Source organism: Plesiomonas sp., assembly GCF_051650925.1.
Classification (GTDB): Bacteria; Pseudomonadota; Gammaproteobacteria; order Enterobacterales; family CAMTGL01; genus Plesiomonas.
The window spans coordinates 1-19,664 of sequence record NZ_JBOFRH010000608.1 but is presented as its reverse complement, the minus strand read 5'-3'; the positions used below and the strand labels follow the sequence as shown (position 1 = coordinate 19,664).

Genomic DNA, 19,664 nt, shown 5'->3' with positions numbered 1-19,664 from the left:
GCGCATACGGCAGATACTCTTTTCCAAAACCAAAACCAAAACCAAAACCAAAACCAAAACCAAAACCAAAATCAGGTTACAGACGATCAAACCTTGCAGATACAGGTGCATACAGCGCTGTCTGATTTCACTCTGAATGTGGATATCACCTTGCCTGCGCGCGGGATCCACGGAATATTTGGCCACAGTGGGGCGGGGAAAACCACCTTGCTGCAAATTATTGCCGGACTAATGCCCGTAGATCATGCCCATATCCGTTTTTCCGGCGTACAGTGGCAATGCGTTTTAGGCTCTATCCCGCCAGAAAAAAGATCTGTAGGTGTGGTCTTTCAAGATAGCCGACTTTTCAACTGGCTGACGGTTCGGCAAAATTTAACACTGGCCGCGCGTTACGCCCGTAAAACGCCGCCAGATATTGTGCAACTGGCCGAGCGGCTTGGGTTTACGCCACTCCTAGATTTAGCGGCACACAAGCTCTCAGGTGGTCAGCGCCAGCGGGTAGCTATTGCCCGTGCGCTGATGGCAACACCAGCTCTGTTGCTGCTTGATGAGCCATTATCGGCACTTGATAGCCATGCGCGTCGCTTACTGACCGCTGAGATCGCCCGGTTAGCGAAAGAGCTGGATTTACCGATGTTATATGTCAGCCATGCAATGGAAGAGGTTGTCACGCTGTGCGAGCAGATTGTGGTGCTGCGAGCCGGTGAGGTAGAGGCGCAGGGCGAACCGACCGATCTGTTCTCACGTACTGATTTATCACTGGCACAGCACCCTGAGGCCGCAGTTCTGCTGAATACTCAAATCACCGGATATGATGCTGAAAATCAGCAGATTATCGCTGATTGCGAAGGGCAACAGCTGCGTATTCCGGGTGATGAAATGGCTGTACAGTCATGGCGTTTGCGGGTGCTGGCACGAGAGGTGTTATTGTCACGCAGTGAGTTGCCGCCTTGCAGCGTGCAAAACAGACTGTGGTGTCGGATTACTCAAATCGGTGAGCCGCACAATGGCATGGTGATGGTGCAATTGTATTGTGGTTTGCAGCCATTGCTCGCTCGTATTTCATGTCGGGCATTAAATCAGATGGCGTTGCGAAACGATGAGTGGGTTTTTGCCTACATTAAAGCGGTAGGATTGGTGGAGTCGGTTACAACAGCGTTGTAACCGTAGTATTTTACAAAGCGGCCGATTAACAGACGTATCAATTACTGTTAATCGGCTGACTTGATGCGATAACGCTCAGGATATATGTGCCGTTATCTGGTTGTATCCGCTTTGCACGTTGCGTGCAGGTTATTGATTGTTAGTACGATCAGTGCAGGCATTCTGAGTAGAGTAATGATCAGAGTCTGCATTATGGTGAGAGCAGACATCACAATCGGCAAAACGCGGCAATGCCATCTCCCGAAATTGCAGCGTTCGCCCGTCAATTAGCAGTAATTTTCCTGCCAGTACCTGACCGATTTGGGTGATGTGTTTAATGGCTTCTAGTGCTTGCAGGTTGCCGACAACACCGACTATCGGGGCGATAACGCCAGCCTCGACACAAGAGAGCGCATTATCACCAAATAAGCGGCTTAGGCAGCGGTAGCACGGTTGGCCTTCAGCATAGGTAAAGACTGAAAGTTGACCTTCAAAACGGATTGCTGCCCCCGAAATCAACGTAGTTTTACTGTTAAAACAGAGCTGATTGAGCTGATTACGGGTGTCGACATTGTCGGTGCAATCAAGCACCAGATCGTGCTGGGTGATGAGTGTAAATAAGTCATCATCCTCAAGCTTTTCGTTCAACGGTTCTACGCGGATATGCGGATTGATAGCCCGCAACTCTATGGCCGCCGACTCGACTTTTGGCATACCAATACGCGTATCACGATGCAGAACCTGCCTTTGTAGGTTTGAGAGTGATACGGTATCAAAATCGAGCAGTGTCAATGACCCTACACCGGCAGCGGCCAAATACTGCGCCGCCGCGCAGCCCAATCCGCCAAGCCCGACAATCAGCACTGATGCTGCTTTCAGCTTTTCCTGCCCATCAAAGTCACATTCGCGCAGCACAATCTGGCGGTTGTAGCGCAAGGTTTCAGCATCACTGAGTTCGGTCTGCATTTTTATGCTCCGAGTAGGGTATTAAACGGCTCGACCGTCACCATCTCTCCGGCATCCACATGTCCGCGATCTTGTTCCAGCACAATAAAACAGTTTCCCTGCATAAATGAGCTGAAGACATGTGACCCCTGATGACCGGTTGAGCTGACACTTAAGGTCATCGTGCCGGTTTGTGGATCAAGCGTGCTGTGCAATACTCCGCGCTGAAAGTCGATTCGGCCTTGTGATTTTTTCAGACGATCATTACAGCGAACCTGAAAACGCAGTGGCATTTTCCATGTACTGTGGCCGGACAGTGCAGCAATCAGCGGTTGTACTAACTGATAAAAGGTGACCGCCGCAGAAACCGGATTACCCGGTAATCCGCAGAACCAACTGTGCTGCAAGCGGCCAAAGGCAAACGGTTTGCCCGGTTTAATGGCCAGTTTCCAGAAGGCAACTTCACCCATTTCATCTAAAATTTGCTTGGTGTAATCGGCTTCACCCACGGAAACACCGCCTGAACTTATCACCAGATCGGCTGCGGCATCGGCCTGTTCAAAAGCACGGCGAAAAGCGTCAGGATCATCGGGGATAATGCCCAGATCAATGATCTCGCAATCAAGCTTTTCCAGCATTAAACGAACGGCTAGCCGGTTACTGTCATAAATTTGTCCGTCGGCCAGAGGTTGGCCCGGCTCACGCAGTTCATCACCGGTCGAAAAAATAGCCACTTTTAGGCGGCGGTAGACGCTCAGTTGCGCAATGCCGAGCGAGGCAATCATCGGTAAATGGGCTGTACTGAGTTTTGTGCCCACAGGCAGTATGTCACTGCCACACTGTACATCTTCACCTGCCAGACGAATATTCTGCATTGCACGTACTGGGTGGGGGAAGGTAACGCCTTTTGCCGTTACCTCGGCCTGTTCTTGCATGATCACTGCATCACAACCGTCTGGAATGACTGCGCCGGTCATAATCCGACTACAGGTGCCTGTTGGCCATTCACCATTGAACGGTGCACCTGCAAAGGCTTTTCCGGCAACCGGTAAACAATGTGGTGTGGTAAGATCAGCGAGTTTCACAGCGTAACCATCCATTGCTGAGTTCGCAAAAGGCGGCACATTGATGGGTGATTGCAGTGCATCTGCCGTAATCCGGCCAGAAGCGTGATCCAGTGCAACGGTTTCTGCCGCACAGCAACAAGAGACTCGTGCTAACAAGGTAGATAATGCCTGCTCTAATGTTTGCAAACCCGTAGTGGCACAGCAATCCATGTGATACTCCTCTTATCTTTTTGTATTTATTACCGATTTTCTGGCTTTACACCATTTGCTGGTAAAGCGAGTTTGGCTTTTCGGTCGTCAGTGATCTTTTTAGTATCAAGCTTCCTAATATCAAGTTCTCTAGTATAAAGCCTTCGGCAAGGGAATCGCATTGATTTCATTCCCACGGTAAGGTGAATACCGTAATGCTGTTTGCATGGCGTATTATGTGGTTTTTATGTAGCGTTTTATTTTCACTAATGTGTGTTTTTATGGTTGAATTAACGGGTGTTTGTATTTTTAAACGAGCAGTTCCTTTATTCTGACGCAATAAAATGAAATAACCTGATTAACATCAAGGTAGATTTTTTTTTCGTAAGGGTTATGCTTCTAAAAAACAGATCTTTATCGCCTGTCATGTTTTTGAGGGTGATATGCCGTTGTCAAGACAATAAGCGGTGACCCCAGCACCATATAGAACAATATTATAGGGGTGACAGCGCAACCTTATTTATGTGGAGAACATAATGCCATCGCTCACTGAAGACGCTAGTAAAGTTCGTGCTGCACTTGAGGCTCATGGCCTTGAAACACCCATGAAATCATCTGGATTAGATAAAAATACGCGGCGGGAACAAATTCAGCACCATATGACGGAAGTGATGCGTTTGCTGGATCTGGATCTGAGTGATGATAGCTTAGCGGAAACTCCGCGCCGTATTGCGAAGATGTATATTGATGAAGTTTTTTCTGGATTAGATTACAGCACGTTCCCTAAGATCACTGTTATTGAAAACAAAATGCACGTTGATGAAATGGTCACGGTACGCAATATTCATCTTAACAGTACGTGTGAACACCACTTTGTGACTATTGATGGTGTGGCAAATATTGCGTATATCCCACGTGATAAAGTGATTGGTTTGTCTAAATTAAACCGTATTGTTCTCTTTTTTGCCCAGCGCCCACAGGTGCAGGAGCGTTTAACGCAGCAAATTTTAATTGCGCTGCAAACACTGTTGGAAACAGATAATGTTGCTGTGTCTTTAGATGCGGTACACTATTGCGTAAAAGCACGCGGTATTCGTGATGCGGGCAGCTCGACAATGACAACAGCACTTGGGGGGATATTTAAATCTAACCAGAGTACGCGTCAGGAGTTTTTAAGTGCTGTGCGCAGTTAGTATGTAGTGCAGTCTGCCAGACTAACCTTGTTTTAAGAGAAGGGTGCTGAAAAGCATCCTTTTTGTTTCTGTTGTTTCTATTTTTAGCCCGTTATCGGGGTATTTGATATCAGCCATGATGGCATAAGTTAGCATAATAATAGCGAGAGGTTGCATGCAAGAACGTTTAGCGGTGTTGGATGGTGCGCGTGGTGTGGCGGTATTGGGAATTTTATTGCTCAATATTATCAGTTTTGGATTACCACAGGCGGCATATTTAAATCCGGCATTTGCGGGGCTGCCTTCTGCAACGGATACATGGGTGTGGGCAACACAGAGTCTGTTTGCCGAGCAAAAATTTCTGACTATTTTTGCACTGCTGTTTGGCGCGGGTTTGCAATTACAGTTACGGCGGGGTAAAGGCAACGAGTTTATGAAATCGCGCCTGTCATGGTTACTGCTGTTTGGATTATTGCATACTCTTTTTCTGTGGGATGGTGATATTTTACTCTCTTACGGGCTGGTGGGTTTAATGTGCTGGCGAATGATCCGTGATGCGCAAAGCCCGCGCAGTTTATTGCGCTTTGGTCTAGTGCTGTACAGTTTGGGATTACTGTTGTTGTTAACCTTGGGGTGGCTCAGTCTGAATGCTGCACCGAGTACTTTTTGGCAACCCGACTGGCTTACGCTTGATAGTGAAATTACAACCAAACTTAATGGTGGCTGGGGTGCGGTAACGTATCGCTTTCATCAGATGATCTCAATGTTATTGGTGGTGATGCTGCAATATGGCTGGCAACTTGCTGGGCTGATGGTGGCAGGTGCGGGGCTTATTCGTAACGGTTGGTTGCAGGGCAGCCGGTTACCGCATCAATATTGGCGTAAAGCGATTGTTCTGATTTCACTCGGGTTACTGATTCAAAGCCCAAGTGTGTGGGCGAATATTGCGGTGAAGTGGGATTTTCACTGGAGCGCCTATTTCGGACAGATCCCGCGTGAAATTGCTGCACCCATTCAGGCAATGGGTTATCTGGCATTGTGGTACGCGATTTTCCCACATATTCAGCATTCACGCTTTGCACAGGCAATGGTTTCGGTTGGGCGAATGGCGCTGAGTAATTATATTTTGCAAACGTTGCTGTGTAGCCTCATTTTCTATCACTTTGGCTGGTTTAATCAGCTTGATCGCGTGCATTTATTGATGATTGTACCGGTTATCTGGCTCATTAATATTCTGTTTTCGGTTATCTGGTTACGCCATTTTTCTCAGGGGCCGTTAGAGTGGGTATGGCGGAAACTGGTCTTACTCAGTGTTCGTCATCATCATCCTGCGTGATATTGAACCGGTAGAGTGCTAGTGTTTATCGCCGCGTGCCCATGGGGGTGTTACCACCATGGGTTGTTGATCTGCCGCAAAAGCGATAGGTACTGAGGCTGGTTGAGACACTCGGTAAGGTATTTCGTTTTCTGGCAATACGGCGGTGTACTCGGAGATATGCAGCAGTTGTTGCGGGAGTGTCTTTAACTCAGGTTCAGTCAGTGCTACTTCAAATGCAGTGAAGCTGGGGGATGCGGGCGTTAACGCAGGTATTGGCTCTGGCTCTGGTAGCACTACATCCCCTTGAGGAATAGGCTCTTTTGGCCCTAAAAAACGGGGTTGGCTGCCAAGAAGGTAGAGATCAGAAACCGCAGCAAGGCGGGCAAATATTTCGCGGGTACGGGTTTTTAGGTAATTGTCTGGCATTGAAACCGCAAAGCAGACTGCATTAATGTTGTAGTGGTGGGCAATCATCAATGCGCGTTCACAATGAAAGCGTTGTGTGATGATGATAAACTTTTCTGTATCAAACACTTTTTTGGCACGAACTACTGAATCAAGAGTGCGGAATCCGGCAAAATCGAGCACGATAGCTTGTGGGGGAACGCCATCTTTAATCAGATCTCGGCGCATATTGCGTGGTTCGTTATAACTGAGTTGCGCATTATCACCGCTAACCAATACGCGTTTAATTTTTCCTTCATGGTACAGGGCGGCAGCACCGTCAATACGGTTAGTATAAAAGGTGTTCAGTTTTCCCCGACTGATGTATTTGGCTGTACCTAGCACCAACCCAACAGGTGCATCAGGCAGTAGCGTTGCATCTTCATAGATATAGGGTGAAAAGCGCCAGCTAATCCAGCGATCAAGCAGTAGCAGTGTTAATACCGCTAATAGTGCAAGAAATAATAAATATTGTAAGCTTTTACGCCACATGGCAACTCATCTACCTTTACCCATATCCTCTTTACTTTACCGCACTATCTCATTGAAAGCACGATACAAAAGTGAGAACTAAGGGCTGTTTGTGTGCTCTGTCTTGATCTTAGTTCCTATCAAACACTATTTTTGCAAAAGCAGGCAATGATCTCAATTGAAGATGTGTGAATTCCTGTATTAATCAGTTTTATATCAGAAAAGTCAGTAGGTTAGGGCTAGGTAGTTAATACCGAGGTTGTATGTGATTCGGGGTATTAACTGGCAGATAAGCATGGGTTTACAGGAGAGAAAAAATCAGAGAGCTGTTGCTCTCTGATTTTATAGGATAAAGCCGATTCAGGGGTATTACTGAGGCCGGTTTATGAAAATAGCCTTCATATCGGCTTTATTTAACAGGCAATTTAATGCCTGTATTATTTAGAACGAGGTGCGTTTGTATTGGCGGTATTCTGCATTCCAGAAGTTTTGCTCAATATTGTGCTCAAGTGCTTCATCAGGTGTTTGTACGGCAACACCATCAAATTGCGCGGCTTTTGCCACTTTTAATGCAATATATTTGCTGAGTTCTTGGATTTCAGACAAGCACGGCAACAGTGAGCCTTCGCCGTGATTCGCCAGTGGTGAGCGGTCAGCCAGTGCTCGGCTTGCGGCCATCAACATATTGTCGGTCACACGGCGAGCGCCAGAGGCAATAACACCCAGACCAATACCTGGGAAAATGTATGAGTTATTACACTGGGCTACAGCATAGGTTGTGCCTGCGTGCAATACCGGTGCAAACGGGCTGCCTGAGGCGACCAGTGCTGCACCGTCTGTCCAGCGAATGACATCTTCAGGGCGAGCTTCTACACGTGAGGTTGGGTTTGAAAGCGGCATCACAATCGGGCGAGCACAGTGAGCATGCATTTCACGAATGATCTCTTCAGTAAATAGCCCCGGTTGCCCAGACACGCCGATTAATACGGTTGGTTTGGCGTTACGTACGACATCCATCAGTGAGATGGTGTCGGAGGAGAGATCCCAGCTTTGTAAACGGTCGATTTTTTGTACCAGCTTGGTCTGGAACTCAAGCAGTGTTGGCATTTGATCGGTCAATAAGCCGAAACGGTCAACCATGAAGACCTGTGAACGGGCTTCTTCATCGCTCAAGCCTTCAGCTTTCATTTGCGCAATAATTTGTTCGGCAATACCGCAACCGGCAGAGCCTGCACCGAGGAAAGTAATACGCTGATCGCGCAGTTGGCTACCTGCAGCTCGGCTTGCGGCAATTAAGCAGCCGAGTGTGACGGCGGCCGTACCTTGAATATCATCATTGAAACAACACAGCTCATCGCGGTAGCGGTTTAGCAGTGGCATAGCATTTTTTTGGGCGAAATCTTCAAATTGCAGCAGAACATTTGGCCAGCGGCGTTTTACAGCCTGGATGAATTCATCCACAAAAGCATCGTACTCTTCACCGGTAATTCGCGGATGACGCCAGCCCATATACATAGGGTCATTAAGGCGCTGCGGGTTATTTGTACCGACATCAAGAACTACCGGTAGAGTGTATGCTGGGCTGATGCCACCACAAGCGGTATACAGTGAAAGTTTACCAATAGGGATACCCATTCCTCCGATACCCTGATCGCCTAAACCTAAAATGCGCTCACCATCAGTGACAACGATGACTTTAACATTCTGCTTAGTAGCGTTTTGCAGCATGTCATCAATACGATCACGGTTTGGATAGGAGATGAACAGACCCCGTGCACGGCGATAGATATCAGAGAACTGTTCGCAAGCTTGGCCTACGGTCGGGGTATAGATGACCGGCATCATCTCTTCAATATGGTCTTCAACTAAACGATAAAACAGCGTTTCGTTGGTATCTTGAATGTTGCGCAGGAAAATATGCTGGTTAATTTCACTGTGGAAACTGGTGAACTGTTTGTAGGCTCGATTAGCCTGTTCTTCTATCGTTTCAATGGCTTCAGGTAATAAGCCTTCTAAATTGAAAAATTGGCGTTCATCTTCAGTAAAGGCATTGCCTTTATTCAACAACGGGGTTTCTAGCAGTGCTGCACCGGCATAAGGAATATAAAGGGGGCGCTTGGTATCCTGATTATTTTCAGTTGTCATAGTCTTTAGTGTAAATAAGTTTGTAGGAAAGGCAGGGCAGATCCTAGGACTATGGGAAAGAAAGTAAATTGGTATTACTCATAAATGTGCGAGCGCGCAAGTTATGGGGGATTTAATGTGCCAGAATCAGAGATGGCTGACATTGTTAATGCCGTGTAAAAGTGAGTAACCCGTGCGATGGATATGGGCAACCAGTTGTATGCTTTGGTTAGTCAGCCTGTTCTGGTTTTGGCAATTCAGTTGATGCTTTTGATAACAGTTGATTATCTGAGTAGAGCTCTACAGAGATGGTGACTTTATCTGCTGGTGATAGCGCTAAATGCATGGAGGAGAGCACTTCAGGGTGGTTGGCTTGAAAATCACTCTCTTGGTGTTGTGAGGTGCGGTTACTGCCTGATTTTCCTGCTTTTATAATACTAATATGGTAATGGCACAGGCAATCTTTGGTTGTTTTTGCATAAGCAAGTACGGTTGATTCAGTGCCCTGTGTTTTTACATCAAACCAGATTTGTGATTGGAGTGCACCGGCTAGCAGTAGAGCCAACATAGTTATACCTTATTATCCAGTCAGTGATGGGAAACATTAACAACAAGCAGCGTGTTATATGTAAAACAAAAGAAGCGGAACATCTTAGCTTCCGCTTCTTTTAATCGTAGCTTGATATAGAGTGTAGATCTATTTTCAGTAAAAGCTTAACAATGTTTAGCTAATTTTGTGTGACGTTTGCGGTATTATGACCACCGTATTGTGTCACGTTAGCTAAATCACCAAAGGCACTTTGATCAACAGTAACGCTGTTGTGGTGACCATTTTGGTAGGTATCTGAGGTGTTCATACCACCGGATTGTTTGATATCGGCATCATTACGGCGGCCAATTTGTACGGCATCAACATCATTATGCACGCCGCGTTGTTTGACTTGTGCGGTGTTGTTTTGCCCTGTTTGGCTGACATCGATATCATTAAAGCGGCCACGTTGTTTCACGATAGCATCGTTATAAGAGCCTGATTGATCGACGGTGGTATCGTTACGGCGACCTGATTGTGTAACTTGAGCGCTGTTCGCTGTACCGCTTTGGTCGACATCAATATCATTTTTACGACCGCGTTGGGTGACATCGGCGCTGTTTTTATTACCGTGCTGATCGATATCTGTTTTATTGAGCTGGCCTTTTTGTGCAACATCAGCACTGTTTTTACGGCCAAATTGATCAATGGTGATATCGTTACGTTTACCACTTTGGTCGACCGTAGCATCATTTTTCCGGCCGCGCTGGTCTATATTGGTATCATTTTTATAACCGGCTTGCAGTACGTCAGCGCTGTTACGTTTTCCGCGTTGTTCAATATTAATGTCATTTTTACTGCCACCTTGATCGGTGACGGCATTGTTACGTGAACCACTTTGGTAAATGGTGGTATCACTCATTGAGGCATTGAGTTGTTTTGAATCAGAGGTGTTTTTAGTACCGAGTTGGGTAACATCAATGAGTACATTGTTAGAGCCACTTTGCAGAGCATCTGCCAAATTACCATTACCTGATTGGTAAATGGTGGTTTGTTGATTAGCAGCATTAATAGCAACGGAGCCTAAAATAGCGACGGTGATGATAGACAGATTCAACATTTTCATTATAGAAATCCTCAGTGTTGCTTTGCCTGAATTAATTCATCGGTTTGCTAATTACTTTGTGACAAGGTAATTGGTAAACCTACACCATGTTGCACGACTGCAGCACTAAGGCCTGTGCCGTTTTGATTAATGTTAGCTTGATTGCTCGAGCCAATTTGTATAACAGCTGCGTAGTTGTTAAACCCATATTGGTTAATCGCTGCGTTGTTGGCGTAACCGCTTTGATTAATATATGCCTCATTGCCTGAACCGTATTGTGAAACATCAGCAATGTTATTTACGCCTGACTGTTCAGCGAGCACCGTATTGTGTGCACCATACTGGGTGAGGGTGAAATCATTGCCTTTTCCTATTTGCCTCAATGATGCATCATTAAATACACCATGCTGAAGAATATCAGTGCTGTTTTTGTATCCAGCCTGATAAACATCAACGGTATTGAAGTTTATCTCATCAGACGCTAGATCTTCTGCTGCATAAGTAGTCGGGCTTAATGACAGCAAAATAAGCGCAGGTAGCCAAGAATACTTTCGCTGCATTAGGAACACTCTTTTTTATCTGTGGTGCGTTTCAAGCAGCTTAATTATTGGTGTGATGTGAATAACTATAAATAAAACTATATTCGTATTTGTATGTAATATTACATTACAAAGTATTAATTCTTTTTGTTTTTCATTTGTAAAACATTGTTTTTATTTTGTTGCGTGTGATATCTCTAGTCATAGAGTCTTAATTATTTCTATTTTTAGTGTGTTATTTTATTCTTGTTTGATGTGTTTTTTGTCTTGATGTTAATGGTTATGCTAATTAAATACGTAATTATTGCTATTATTTGTCGTTAAAATACTTTGCATGGGAAAGTAGTAAAGGTAGGGGGGAGTTGTGTTGCAATTGAGATAAAAATAAAAAAGACCGCCGAAGCGGTCTTTTAAAAAGGGCAGAGCTGTATGGCAGACATTAATCTACATTTGCAGGCACTTCTTCTTTCATATAGCGCTGAATAATAGGGTTATTTATCTCAGATGGGTTTTGTAAGCCCCATAGATTTTGTTTTAATCCTTCAACAATAAGATGGGCAACGCCCGATTCGAGAGCTGCCATCATGCAAAGCATAACCGGTTCATTGGTGGTAAATCCGGCTTCAAGTTCGAGTAATCGCTGAAATTCAATAAACCTAAAGACACCGGCTGAAAATTCATTCGAGAGTATGGTTTTACTGGTATTCACCGAAAGCAATATTTCACCGGTTCTGACATCGACAGCTCTTAGGTTTACCGCAACTTGATCAACCCGATATTTTCCTGATGCACCAATACCAAAATAACGAGCTCCTGCGCCACCGGTTTTAATATCAGTATCATAGCCGATAATTGCGCCTTCAATCAGTACGTTGGCTGAGAGCAGTGAGGGCAGCGGATTTTGGTTATTGGCTGCAACCGTGCCACTTTCTTGTGCCGCTCGGATAATTTTACGTTCATTGAGTAAGTTTTGTAGGCCCTCGCGCTCTAACGGCACAAACCAGCCGGAGTCTTTTAATGCTGAAGTTAGCATAGCATTACCACTTTGTGGCACAGCGGTAGAGAAATTACTGGCGGGAAGCGGTTTAAATTGGCCGGTTTCGTCCTGAACAGAATAAACGGAAACAATAATTTTCCCGTTTGGTTTTGGCAGTTGAACCAGATCTTTATAGGTGCTAGGGCGCGGCATTAAGGTCGGTTTTGCACCTTCCTTAGGTATATCTGTGACCGCACATCCCCCCAGTAATAATACTGCTGTTAAAATCATTGCTCGCATAGAGGTAACCCTTATATATTAATTTGTTGAGCGGCCACTGACTTCAATGGTAGAGGTTTGTCCGGTTTTTTTATCGGTAATTAAGACCACGAGCTGACCGGCATTGCCACCTTGTTGCACTTTTACGGAAAAATCATTGGTTGAGATTGATTGTCCGGCAGTCGGATTACTTAATAAGTCACTGACTAAATTTGATTGTAATAGTTCGGTTAAGTTATCAAGCGCTGATGGCGTGGCCAATGCTGATTCGAGTGACGGATCACGGTAGCTATTTTGAGCTTGAGCACCCGACATTAAATAACCCCCGTTATTCGGGTTTCCCCCAAAATTGGGGTTTACCGGCTGGTAAATCAACGGGCTAGCCTGTGCTAAGAGACTTAGCATGAGCATCGGAGCTGTAAGCAGTATATTTTTTTTCATAATATCTCCATTAAAACTCATCAGAGGCTAATTCATCGGTTTTTAGCAGTGCTTTATCAAACATGATTTTTGCCAGATTATCGGCAGTCACGACAATGGCTTGGTTAACGGTGTTTTCTAAACTTTTTTTACTGGGAAACAGTACGGTTCTGAATAATACAGTTTGTTCATTTTTAATGGTGATAATACTTCCCCAGCGTGCACTGGGCTTTTCATAAACAGTGAGGTTAATATGATCACTGGCTTGCCATTTTTCACTGAATAAGCGATAGAAATCATGACCAACCGGCGTTATCGTTCTATTGGTAATTAGCCCAGCAATTTCCAGATCAACAGCGTGCAGTGGTGGTGGGTATAAGGTGCTTAATACCATTGCTCCCACAACCAGTAGGGTAGCTGTATATTTTCGCCAAAGAGTAATAATACAGAAATTATTCATGGTGATTATGGCTGCTGTTTGACATTTTCTTCGGCCCAGTAGATCGCCTGCGTGCGATTTCTGACGTTTATCTTTCTGAATAAATTGTATAAATGCGATTTAATCGTATGCTCACTGACAAATAAGGTACTGGCAATCTCCATATTTGATGCACCGGAGCGGAGTTTCTCTAAAATCTCTTTTTCACGTAGCGTCAGTTGTGGGTAGTTGGCAGTACCCCGTTGATGTACACGTAAATGTTCGATTAGCAGGCTCGTTAGGCTGCGTGGCAACCAAAATTCACCCTGAATAACAGATTTAATGCCTTTGACCAGTACATCTTCGCTTTCATCTGTTTTAAATAATCCACAGATAGAGGGCCATGAAAGAACATCTTCTTGTGAATAGGTGTCAGACATATTAAACAGCAGTGTTTTAATGTTATTACGATATTTAAATATCTGATATTGCCAGAGTTTAATCTCTTTGTTATCCATCTCTGCCATGTCAAAAAGCATGACAGTCAGAGCAGAAGGAACATCATCTAACGTATTGTGTAGGTTATGGATATTAACAGGCAGTGTTGTCTTTTCCCGTAAGGTTCGACTTAATGCGCTAACCTGAAGCGATGGTTTGGTAATAAGCAGCAAATGCGCTTGTTTTTCCATAGTAAACCTCATCAGCTATACGGGCATCGGGACTTTATGATTAGTACGAAAGCGTAGCGGATTAATCTTATTTCTTCCGCTTTCCTATTAATAAGTCATTGTGTTTCATCTTTGAAATAACAAGCAGTTAGCACTTATCACCCTAAGAATGTTTAATTACTTTATAAAGAAATGGTCTATTAAATGAGGGAATATAAAATAAGCATAGTCAATGACAAAAAAATGGCCTGCTTAATTCAACAGGCCCTATGCAAATGGATAAAAATGATGCGGAAAGAGGGGTAAGCCTTTGGCTGTTATGGTGTGAATGGCGGAGTGCTGTGCAGTAACACTACGCCGATTGTTGGTGCTCACGGTGAGTAATAAATGCCGTGGCCGCAATAATAATGGCTGCGCCAAGCCATAAGCGGCCTGGGGGTGCCCAGCCAAACACAATCCAACCGGCAGCAATATTGATAGGTAATTTAAAGTTATCAAAGGGTTGAACAAAAGAGGCATCTGCACTGGCATACGCTTTGGCAATGGCGGTTTGTGCAAATGCGGTGAGCAACCCGACAACCAGTAAAATAGCACCGCTATAGAGCGTTGGTAGTGTAAATTCCGGAATGGCCAATACCAGATTAAAGGGGGTAATTAGCAGTAACAGGTAAACCACCATGGTGGTCGATGAGTCATGATGAGAGAGCTTTTTGACCATTAATGAGTAACTGGCCCAGAAAAAGGCCGCCGCCAGTGGTAATAGGGTAATCAGCTTAAATTCATTTCCCCATGGCTCAAGAATAATCATTGCACCAATAAATCCGGCTAATGTGGCACACCAGCGGGCCGCACCGACTTTTTCCCCTAAAAACAGCCCTGAACCAAGAGTGGCAAACAGCGGTGATGTCATTAATAACGCAATACCTTGCCAGATAGGAATCGGGTAGGCCAGAGCCCACAACCAGCACTGAATGCCGATAACCGATAAAAAGATACGAAACACATGCTGCCCGAAATGCTGGGTATGCAAAGAGCGTCGTAAACCGGTTTTCAGTAACCAAGGCAGCATGGCTATCAGTGCAACAAGGTACTGATACAGAGCGACAGAGGTTGAAGGCAGGCGCATATGAATGCTGATGTATTGTGTCAGCGTATTGATACAGGCAAAAGCCAGCCCAGCCAGAATCATCCAACTGGCGCCGACTAAGGGTCGGTGAGTGTGCATTGTCATGAGGTACTACTTAAAATTTTCGGCAGTCAGTCACAAATTAAGGGGTAGTGTACCGATTTCCTGCCAGCAACACAGCAAAACCGAACATAAAAGTGGGATATAAGCGAAACATGAAAAGAATAATATCTGTTGTAAAACAAGCGTTAAAAAATAGCAGGAGAAAAGCAGCCGAATCCGTATTTGTGAATGCGGCTGCGTTATATTCAGTTACACTGTCACGCACTCACAGGCTGACAAGCCCAGCGCATGCAGCATGGCATCTGTTGCAGGCTGCTGATTGATGGTTTGCGCATGGCTTTGCACCAATACCGTACGGGTAATCTGGCTGAAGTTTTCACAGGAAAGGTTTAAGTTGATCAATGCCGCTTGTAGCGGAGGCAGGCTCGGGTTAAATGCGGCATTTTCAGCATACATGCCCTGATAAATCTGGCCTGATGCCGTTTGCAGAGCAACACCGGAATAGCTTTGGCTATAAGGTGCATGGCTGGCGTTGGCTGCGGATAATGCTTGTTGCATGACTACATCTTCTGCCATATCAGCGTGTTTTTCAAAGGATAACTGATGTGTTTGGCTATCCATCAACAGCGTGGTGATATTGAGATCGCGCGGGCCAAAGGCTTCTGGCAGATAGTCGTGCAGCTTGCTTGCGGTACGTGCTGGAAGGTGAATATTGAGTGTTGGTGCGGCATTAAGCTCATTCATAAACTGGCGGCAATGCCCACAGGGTGAGTAATTAATGGTGATATCGCTCAGGGCTTTTTCACCACGGATCCACGCATGCGTAATGGCGCTCTGTTCTGCGTGCACGGTTTGCTGCATTGCGGCTCCGGCAAACTCCATATTGGCACCAAAATAGAGATTACCGCTGACACCTTTTGCCACTGCACCGACATAAAATGCTGAAATAGGGGCAACAGAATAGGCTGCGGCCAGAGGAAGCAGTGCAAGCGCAAGTGCTTCGCTGGTCATGTTGCAGGCAGATTGCAGAGCAACCGCTTCATCATGCGAAAGCCATCCGGCAAAATCAGCACGAGATACATAGGGAGTGAGCGCCGCAGCTAAATCACGCGGAAGATGGGTGAGTGCTGTTTGAATTCTCTCGTGCATTCGTGTGATCCCTTTTTATTTTCAGTTATAGGATCAACGATTCTAGAGAGCAAATATGAAATTTAGTGTGATGAATATCACTTTTTAATGTAATGAATATGGTTTGCATTCATTATTGTGAGAGTTATCCCACAATAATGAGGTGTTAATTGCCGATAAGATAGCCTAACTCAGTGCAAAAGATGCAGCAGAACAGGGAAGATAAGCGGAGCGATTAAAGAGGTAATAATGCCGCAGATGACCAGTGCCAGAGAGCTGAACGCACCTTCAACATAGTCCTCTTCTGCGCAGCGTGCTGTTCCCAGTGCATGGGAAGCATTACCCATAGCCAAACCACGTGCAGAAGGGTGGTGAATTTTCAGCCAGCGCATATAAATATGGCCAAATACCGCACCGAGTAAACCCACATAGATAACTGCAACGGCTGTAATGGCTGGGATCCCACCAATATTTTGTGCTACAGCCATAGCAATGGGTGTAGTGACTGATTTCGGGGCAATAGATGCTGCCATTTCAGGTGATGCGCCCATCAGCAACGCAATAGCCGTGCCGCTGACAATGGCAAAAAAAGAGCCGACAAAGCAGATCCCAATGATTGATTTCCAACGGGCTCGGATTTGATGTAACTGCTCATACAAAGGAAAGGCTAATGCCACCACCGCGGGCTGTAGTAGCTGATTTAATAGCTTACTGCCTGAAAAGTATTCGCTGTAGGGGATCCCCGTACAGACCAAAAACGCGATTAAGGCCAACATAGAGATCAGCAGCGGATTCATCAGCGGTGATTTTATTTTTGTCGCCAACCAGCGAGCAGCAAAAAACACACCCAATGTCAGCGGTAAAGGCCACCATATCATGACTGTTTCTCCACATCTGAATCTGTACTTTTCGGTGTTTCTGAGTCCGGATTTTTGGCATGAATTCGCTGATACACCACAGCAACGGCGGTCATCACAATGATTGTACTGACGGTAGTTGATGCCAAAAATGCACCTAATTCACTGGATAACTGGTTGTAATGATTGATTAACCCAACACCGATGGGAATAAACAGCACAGCCATATAGCGGATAAAAAGAGTACAACCTGATCTGACCCAATCAGGGCGAATGACTCGGGTGCAAAGCAGCACGAACAACACCAGCATACCGATAATACTGCCGGGAATATTCAGATGCAGCCATTCAGACAGACCGTTACCGATCCATAAACAGATAAAAATTAATGCAAACGCGCGGGCATAGCCCCATATAGAGTGAGTAAATTGTGACATAGAAATAGACAACGCTTAATAAACTGAAATCATCATACAATTGTTTTTTGAAACGCGCCATAGATCACACAATGTATAATGTGTGCACGAATATTTCCGACACTACCACACTCAGTACTGATGAAGAATAGTTATTCGTGTGATAACACCGTTGTTGTCTGACCAGAGATAATTTTTGTGAATAACACCAAGTTTGTCTAAATAGTCAGCAGTTGATCAACAAACAGTGCAGGAAGGCTAAAAATTGGTGTTATTTGATCAAAATCACCCATTAGAGGGGCTGGACAAAGCCAAAACCGGATTGGTAGACTAAAAATGTGTTCAACAGCCGTTAATCGGTTGTTGTTACGCCTAAAAGTTCGGATGAAGGTATCAGGAGAGTAGGGAATCGACCCTACGCCGAAGAAGTAAATCTTTCAGGCGCTGTTTTCAACAGCAAAGACTGTTACTGGACGAGCCCTTGGAGAGAGCCATTGAATTGGACGCCGAAGGCGCAAGGTAGCTCCCGCTACTCAAACGCTCAGGCAAAAGGACAGGGGAAGAGATGTGCGGAAGATTGACCCAGCAGGGGCAGTCTGCGTTGTGCTATGAGTGTTTTGGTGAGCTTCATACGTCCACATATCTGTTTCTCCTCCTAAATGGTTAGATTTATTACCTTACAGGAGGAATATTGTGTTTGATCTGCAATCGGTATTGCAAAGCGTTGATAATCTGGTTTGGGGCGCGCCTTTGCTGACACTTTTAGTCGGCACCGGTGTTTACCTAACCCTGCGGCTTAAGCTTATTCAAATTATCTGCCTGCCTCGGGCATTTTCCTATATGTTCCGTTCAGAACCTGGACAATCTGCCGGCGATGTCAGTGCATTTGCAGCATTGTGCACGGCACTGTCAGCCACTATCGGTACGGGAAATATTGTCGGTGTGGCTACGGCCATTAAAGCGGGCGGCCCCGGTGCACTATTTTGGATGTGGATTGCGGCATTTTTCGGTATGGCCACCAAATATGCCGAGTGTCTGCTGGCGGTTAAATTTCGCGTCAAAGATGCCAATGGCCAAATGGCCGGTGGCCCGATGTACTATATCGAACAGGGGTTGGGGTTGAAGTGGTTGGCCTCACTGTTTGCACTGTTTGGTGTCGGGGTTGCATTTTTTGGTATCGGTACTTTCCCGCAAGTGAATGCGATTACTGAATCACTCAATGCTACGTTTGGTTTTCCTATTTGGCTCACCGCCTTAGTGCTGACCTGCACAGTGGCGGCTGTAACACTGGGTGGGATAAAGCGTATTTCAGCTATCGCACAATTTACCGTTCCCTTTATGGCACTGTTTTATGTGGCCGGATCGGTTATGTTGCTGGCGGTGAATTACCACAAAGTGCCTGATGCGATTATGCTCATTATTACCTCTGCATTTAATCCTGATGCTGCGGTGGGCGGGGCGATTGGCCTCACCATTCAGCAGGTCATGAAATCAGGTATTGCACGCGGGGTATTCTCTAACGAATCTGGCTTGGGAAGTGCACCGATTGCCGCTGCTGCAGCCCGTACCAATGAGCCGGTGCGTCAGGGGTTGATCTCAATGACCGGTACATTCATTGATACATTGGTGATCTGTACCATGACCGGATTGGCACTGGTAGTGACCGGTGTCTGGAATGGCCCATTAAGCGGTGCGGCGATGACCAATGCGGCCTTTTCGAGTGGCTTAAACGGGATTGGTGAGTGGATTGTTACCATTGGTCTGATGTTTTTCGCGTTTACCACGATTTTAGGCTGGAATTACTACGGTGAACGGTGTGTCACCTATTTGTGGGGAACAAAAGGCATCAACCCTTATCGCTGGATTTTTATTGCGCTGGTGGCTTCGGGTGCATTTTTGAAACTCGATACGATCTGGATTTTGGCCGATATTGTTAACGGCCTGATGGCGATCCCCAACCTGATAGCTCTGCTTGGATTACGCCACGTAGTGATTGCGGAAACGCGTGATTATTTCGCCAGAATGAGCGCACCAACTCCCGCAGTTCAGGTGGTTTAACCGGTTATTACGGCATTTTATCCTTTCATTACTCCCATATAAACTGCCACACAAACGTTGCGATAACCGCGTTGTGTGGCAACTGCAATATCGAGTTTTTATCCTGCAAATATTGTCAGAAAATCAATGATATTCAGTGATCACGCTAGATTTTTCAGGATGCACAGACGTTCACGGCTGTAAATTTTGTGGCTATGTTTATTAGTACA

Annotated in this window: 18 protein-coding genes, 1 pseudogene and 1 riboswitch; of the genes and pseudogenes, 4 read left to right on the top strand and 15 right to left on the bottom strand. The window is 45.5% G+C overall.

Annotated elements, in window-relative coordinates; all coding sequences use genetic code 11:
* Nucleotides 1-1,164: molybdenum ABC transporter ATP-binding protein (gene modC / locus ACRC27_RS14545; protein WP_438640208.1), on the top strand; the 1,164-nt coding region annotated here is incomplete at its 5' end.
* Nucleotides 1,165-1,293: 129 nt separating this feature from the next.
* On the opposite strand, the gene moeB is transcribed toward modC, so the two are convergent.
* Nucleotides 1,294-2,109 carry a molybdopterin-synthase adenylyltransferase MoeB gene (gene moeB / locus ACRC27_RS14540; RefSeq protein WP_438640207.1) on the bottom strand — a complete coding sequence of 272 codons (816 nt, stop codon included), beginning with the start codon at nucleotides 2,107-2,109 and terminating at the stop codon, nucleotides 1,294-1,296.
* Between the two features lie 2 nt (nucleotides 2,110-2,111).
* A complete protein-coding gene (gene moeA, locus ACRC27_RS14535) occupies nucleotides 2,112-3,365 on the bottom strand; it encodes a molybdopterin molybdotransferase MoeA (RefSeq protein ID WP_438640206.1) in 1,254 nt (417 codons plus the stop codon).
* Nucleotides 3,366-3,880: 515 nt separating this feature from the next.
* Here moeA and folE point away from each other — a divergent pair.
* On the top strand, nucleotides 3,881-4,537 hold the full coding sequence (gene folE / locus ACRC27_RS14530) for a GTP cyclohydrolase I FolE (RefSeq protein WP_438624020.1): 657 nt from the start codon (nucleotides 3,881-3,883) through the stop codon (nucleotides 4,535-4,537).
* 154 nt (nucleotides 4,538-4,691) lie between these two features.
* Nucleotides 4,692-5,852, top strand: a complete 1,161-nt coding sequence (gene yeiB, locus ACRC27_RS14525; protein ID WP_438624019.1) for a DUF418 domain-containing protein YeiB — start codon at nucleotides 4,692-4,694, stop codon at nucleotides 5,850-5,852.
* 237 nt (nucleotides 5,853-6,089) lie between these two features.
* Here yeiB and ACRC27_RS14520 read toward each other — a convergent pair.
* From ACRC27_RS14520 to ACRC27_RS14460, 13 genes and pseudogenes are all read right to left on the bottom strand, one after another.
* Nucleotides 6,090-6,770: pseudogene (locus tag ACRC27_RS14520) on the bottom strand (SanA/YdcF family protein); the annotation flags it as partial.
* Nucleotides 6,771-7,190: 420 nt separating this feature from the next.
* A complete protein-coding gene (locus tag ACRC27_RS14515) occupies nucleotides 7,191-8,894 on the bottom strand; it encodes an NAD-dependent malic enzyme (protein ID WP_438635951.1) in 1,704 nt (567 codons plus the stop codon).
* 208 nt (nucleotides 8,895-9,102) lie between these two features.
* The gene (gene csgC / locus ACRC27_RS14510) at nucleotides 9,103-9,441 is read right to left on the bottom strand and encodes a curli assembly chaperone CsgC (RefSeq protein ID WP_438631160.1); all 339 of its coding nucleotides are present in this window, start codon (nucleotides 9,439-9,441) and stop codon (nucleotides 9,103-9,105) included.
* Between the two features lie 160 nt (nucleotides 9,442-9,601).
* Nucleotides 9,602-10,528, bottom strand: coding sequence for a hypothetical protein (locus tag ACRC27_RS14505; protein WP_438624016.1), 927 nt, complete (start codon nucleotides 10,526-10,528; stop codon nucleotides 9,602-9,604).
* A gap of 47 nt (nucleotides 10,529-10,575) precedes the next feature.
* Nucleotides 10,576-11,067, bottom strand: a complete 492-nt coding sequence (locus ACRC27_RS14500) for a hypothetical protein (protein ID WP_438624015.1) — start codon at nucleotides 11,065-11,067, stop codon at nucleotides 10,576-10,578.
* A gap of 418 nt (nucleotides 11,068-11,485) precedes the next feature.
* Nucleotides 11,486-12,322, bottom strand: coding sequence for a CsgG/HfaB family protein (locus ACRC27_RS14495; RefSeq protein ID WP_438624014.1), 837 nt, complete (start codon nucleotides 12,320-12,322; stop codon nucleotides 11,486-11,488).
* 18 nt (nucleotides 12,323-12,340) lie between these two features.
* Nucleotides 12,341-12,742, bottom strand: a complete 402-nt coding sequence (locus ACRC27_RS14490; RefSeq protein WP_438635943.1) for a curli assembly protein CsgF — start codon at nucleotides 12,740-12,742, stop codon at nucleotides 12,341-12,343.
* A gap of 10 nt (nucleotides 12,743-12,752) precedes the next feature.
* The gene (locus ACRC27_RS14485; protein ID WP_438640209.1) at nucleotides 12,753-13,115 is read right to left on the bottom strand and encodes a CsgE family curli-type amyloid fiber assembly protein; all 363 of its coding nucleotides are present in this window, start codon (nucleotides 13,113-13,115) and stop codon (nucleotides 12,753-12,755) included.
* 71 nt (nucleotides 13,116-13,186) lie between these two features.
* Nucleotides 13,187-13,828 (bottom strand): biofilm master transcriptional regulator CsgD, encoded by a 642-nt coding sequence (gene csgD, locus ACRC27_RS14480; protein WP_438624011.1) that lies wholly within the window; start codon nucleotides 13,826-13,828, stop codon nucleotides 13,187-13,189.
* Between the two features lie 331 nt (nucleotides 13,829-14,159).
* The gene (locus ACRC27_RS14475; RefSeq protein WP_438624009.1) at nucleotides 14,160-15,038 is read right to left on the bottom strand and encodes a DMT family transporter; all 879 of its coding nucleotides are present in this window, start codon (nucleotides 15,036-15,038) and stop codon (nucleotides 14,160-14,162) included.
* Nucleotides 15,039-15,245: 207 nt separating this feature from the next.
* Nucleotides 15,246-16,145, bottom strand: a complete 900-nt coding sequence (gene cdd / locus ACRC27_RS14470) for a cytidine deaminase (protein ID WP_438640205.1) — start codon at nucleotides 16,143-16,145, stop codon at nucleotides 15,246-15,248.
* Nucleotides 16,146-16,315: 170 nt separating this feature from the next.
* Entirely contained in the window at nucleotides 16,316-17,002 is a 687-nt protein-coding gene (locus ACRC27_RS14465; protein WP_438624005.1) for a CidB/LrgB family autolysis modulator, read from the bottom strand.
* Nucleotides 16,999-17,418 carry a CidA/LrgA family protein gene (locus ACRC27_RS14460; protein WP_438624003.1) on the bottom strand — a complete coding sequence of 140 codons (420 nt, stop codon included), beginning with the start codon at nucleotides 17,416-17,418 and terminating at the stop codon, nucleotides 16,999-17,001. Before ACRC27_RS14460 ends, ACRC27_RS14465 begins: the two co-directional genes overlap by 4 nt.
* Nucleotides 17,419-17,868: 450 nt before the next feature.
* A riboswitch (glycine riboswitch) is annotated at nucleotides 17,869-17,964 on the top strand.
* A 126-nt stretch (nucleotides 17,965-18,090) separates the two neighbouring features.
* On the opposite strand from ACRC27_RS14460, the gene ACRC27_RS14455 reads away from it, so the two are divergent.
* Entirely contained in the window at nucleotides 18,091-19,455 is a 1,365-nt protein-coding gene (locus tag ACRC27_RS14455) for an alanine/glycine:cation symporter family protein (RefSeq protein ID WP_438640204.1), read from the top strand.
* Nucleotides 19,456-19,664: the final 209 nt, after the last annotated feature.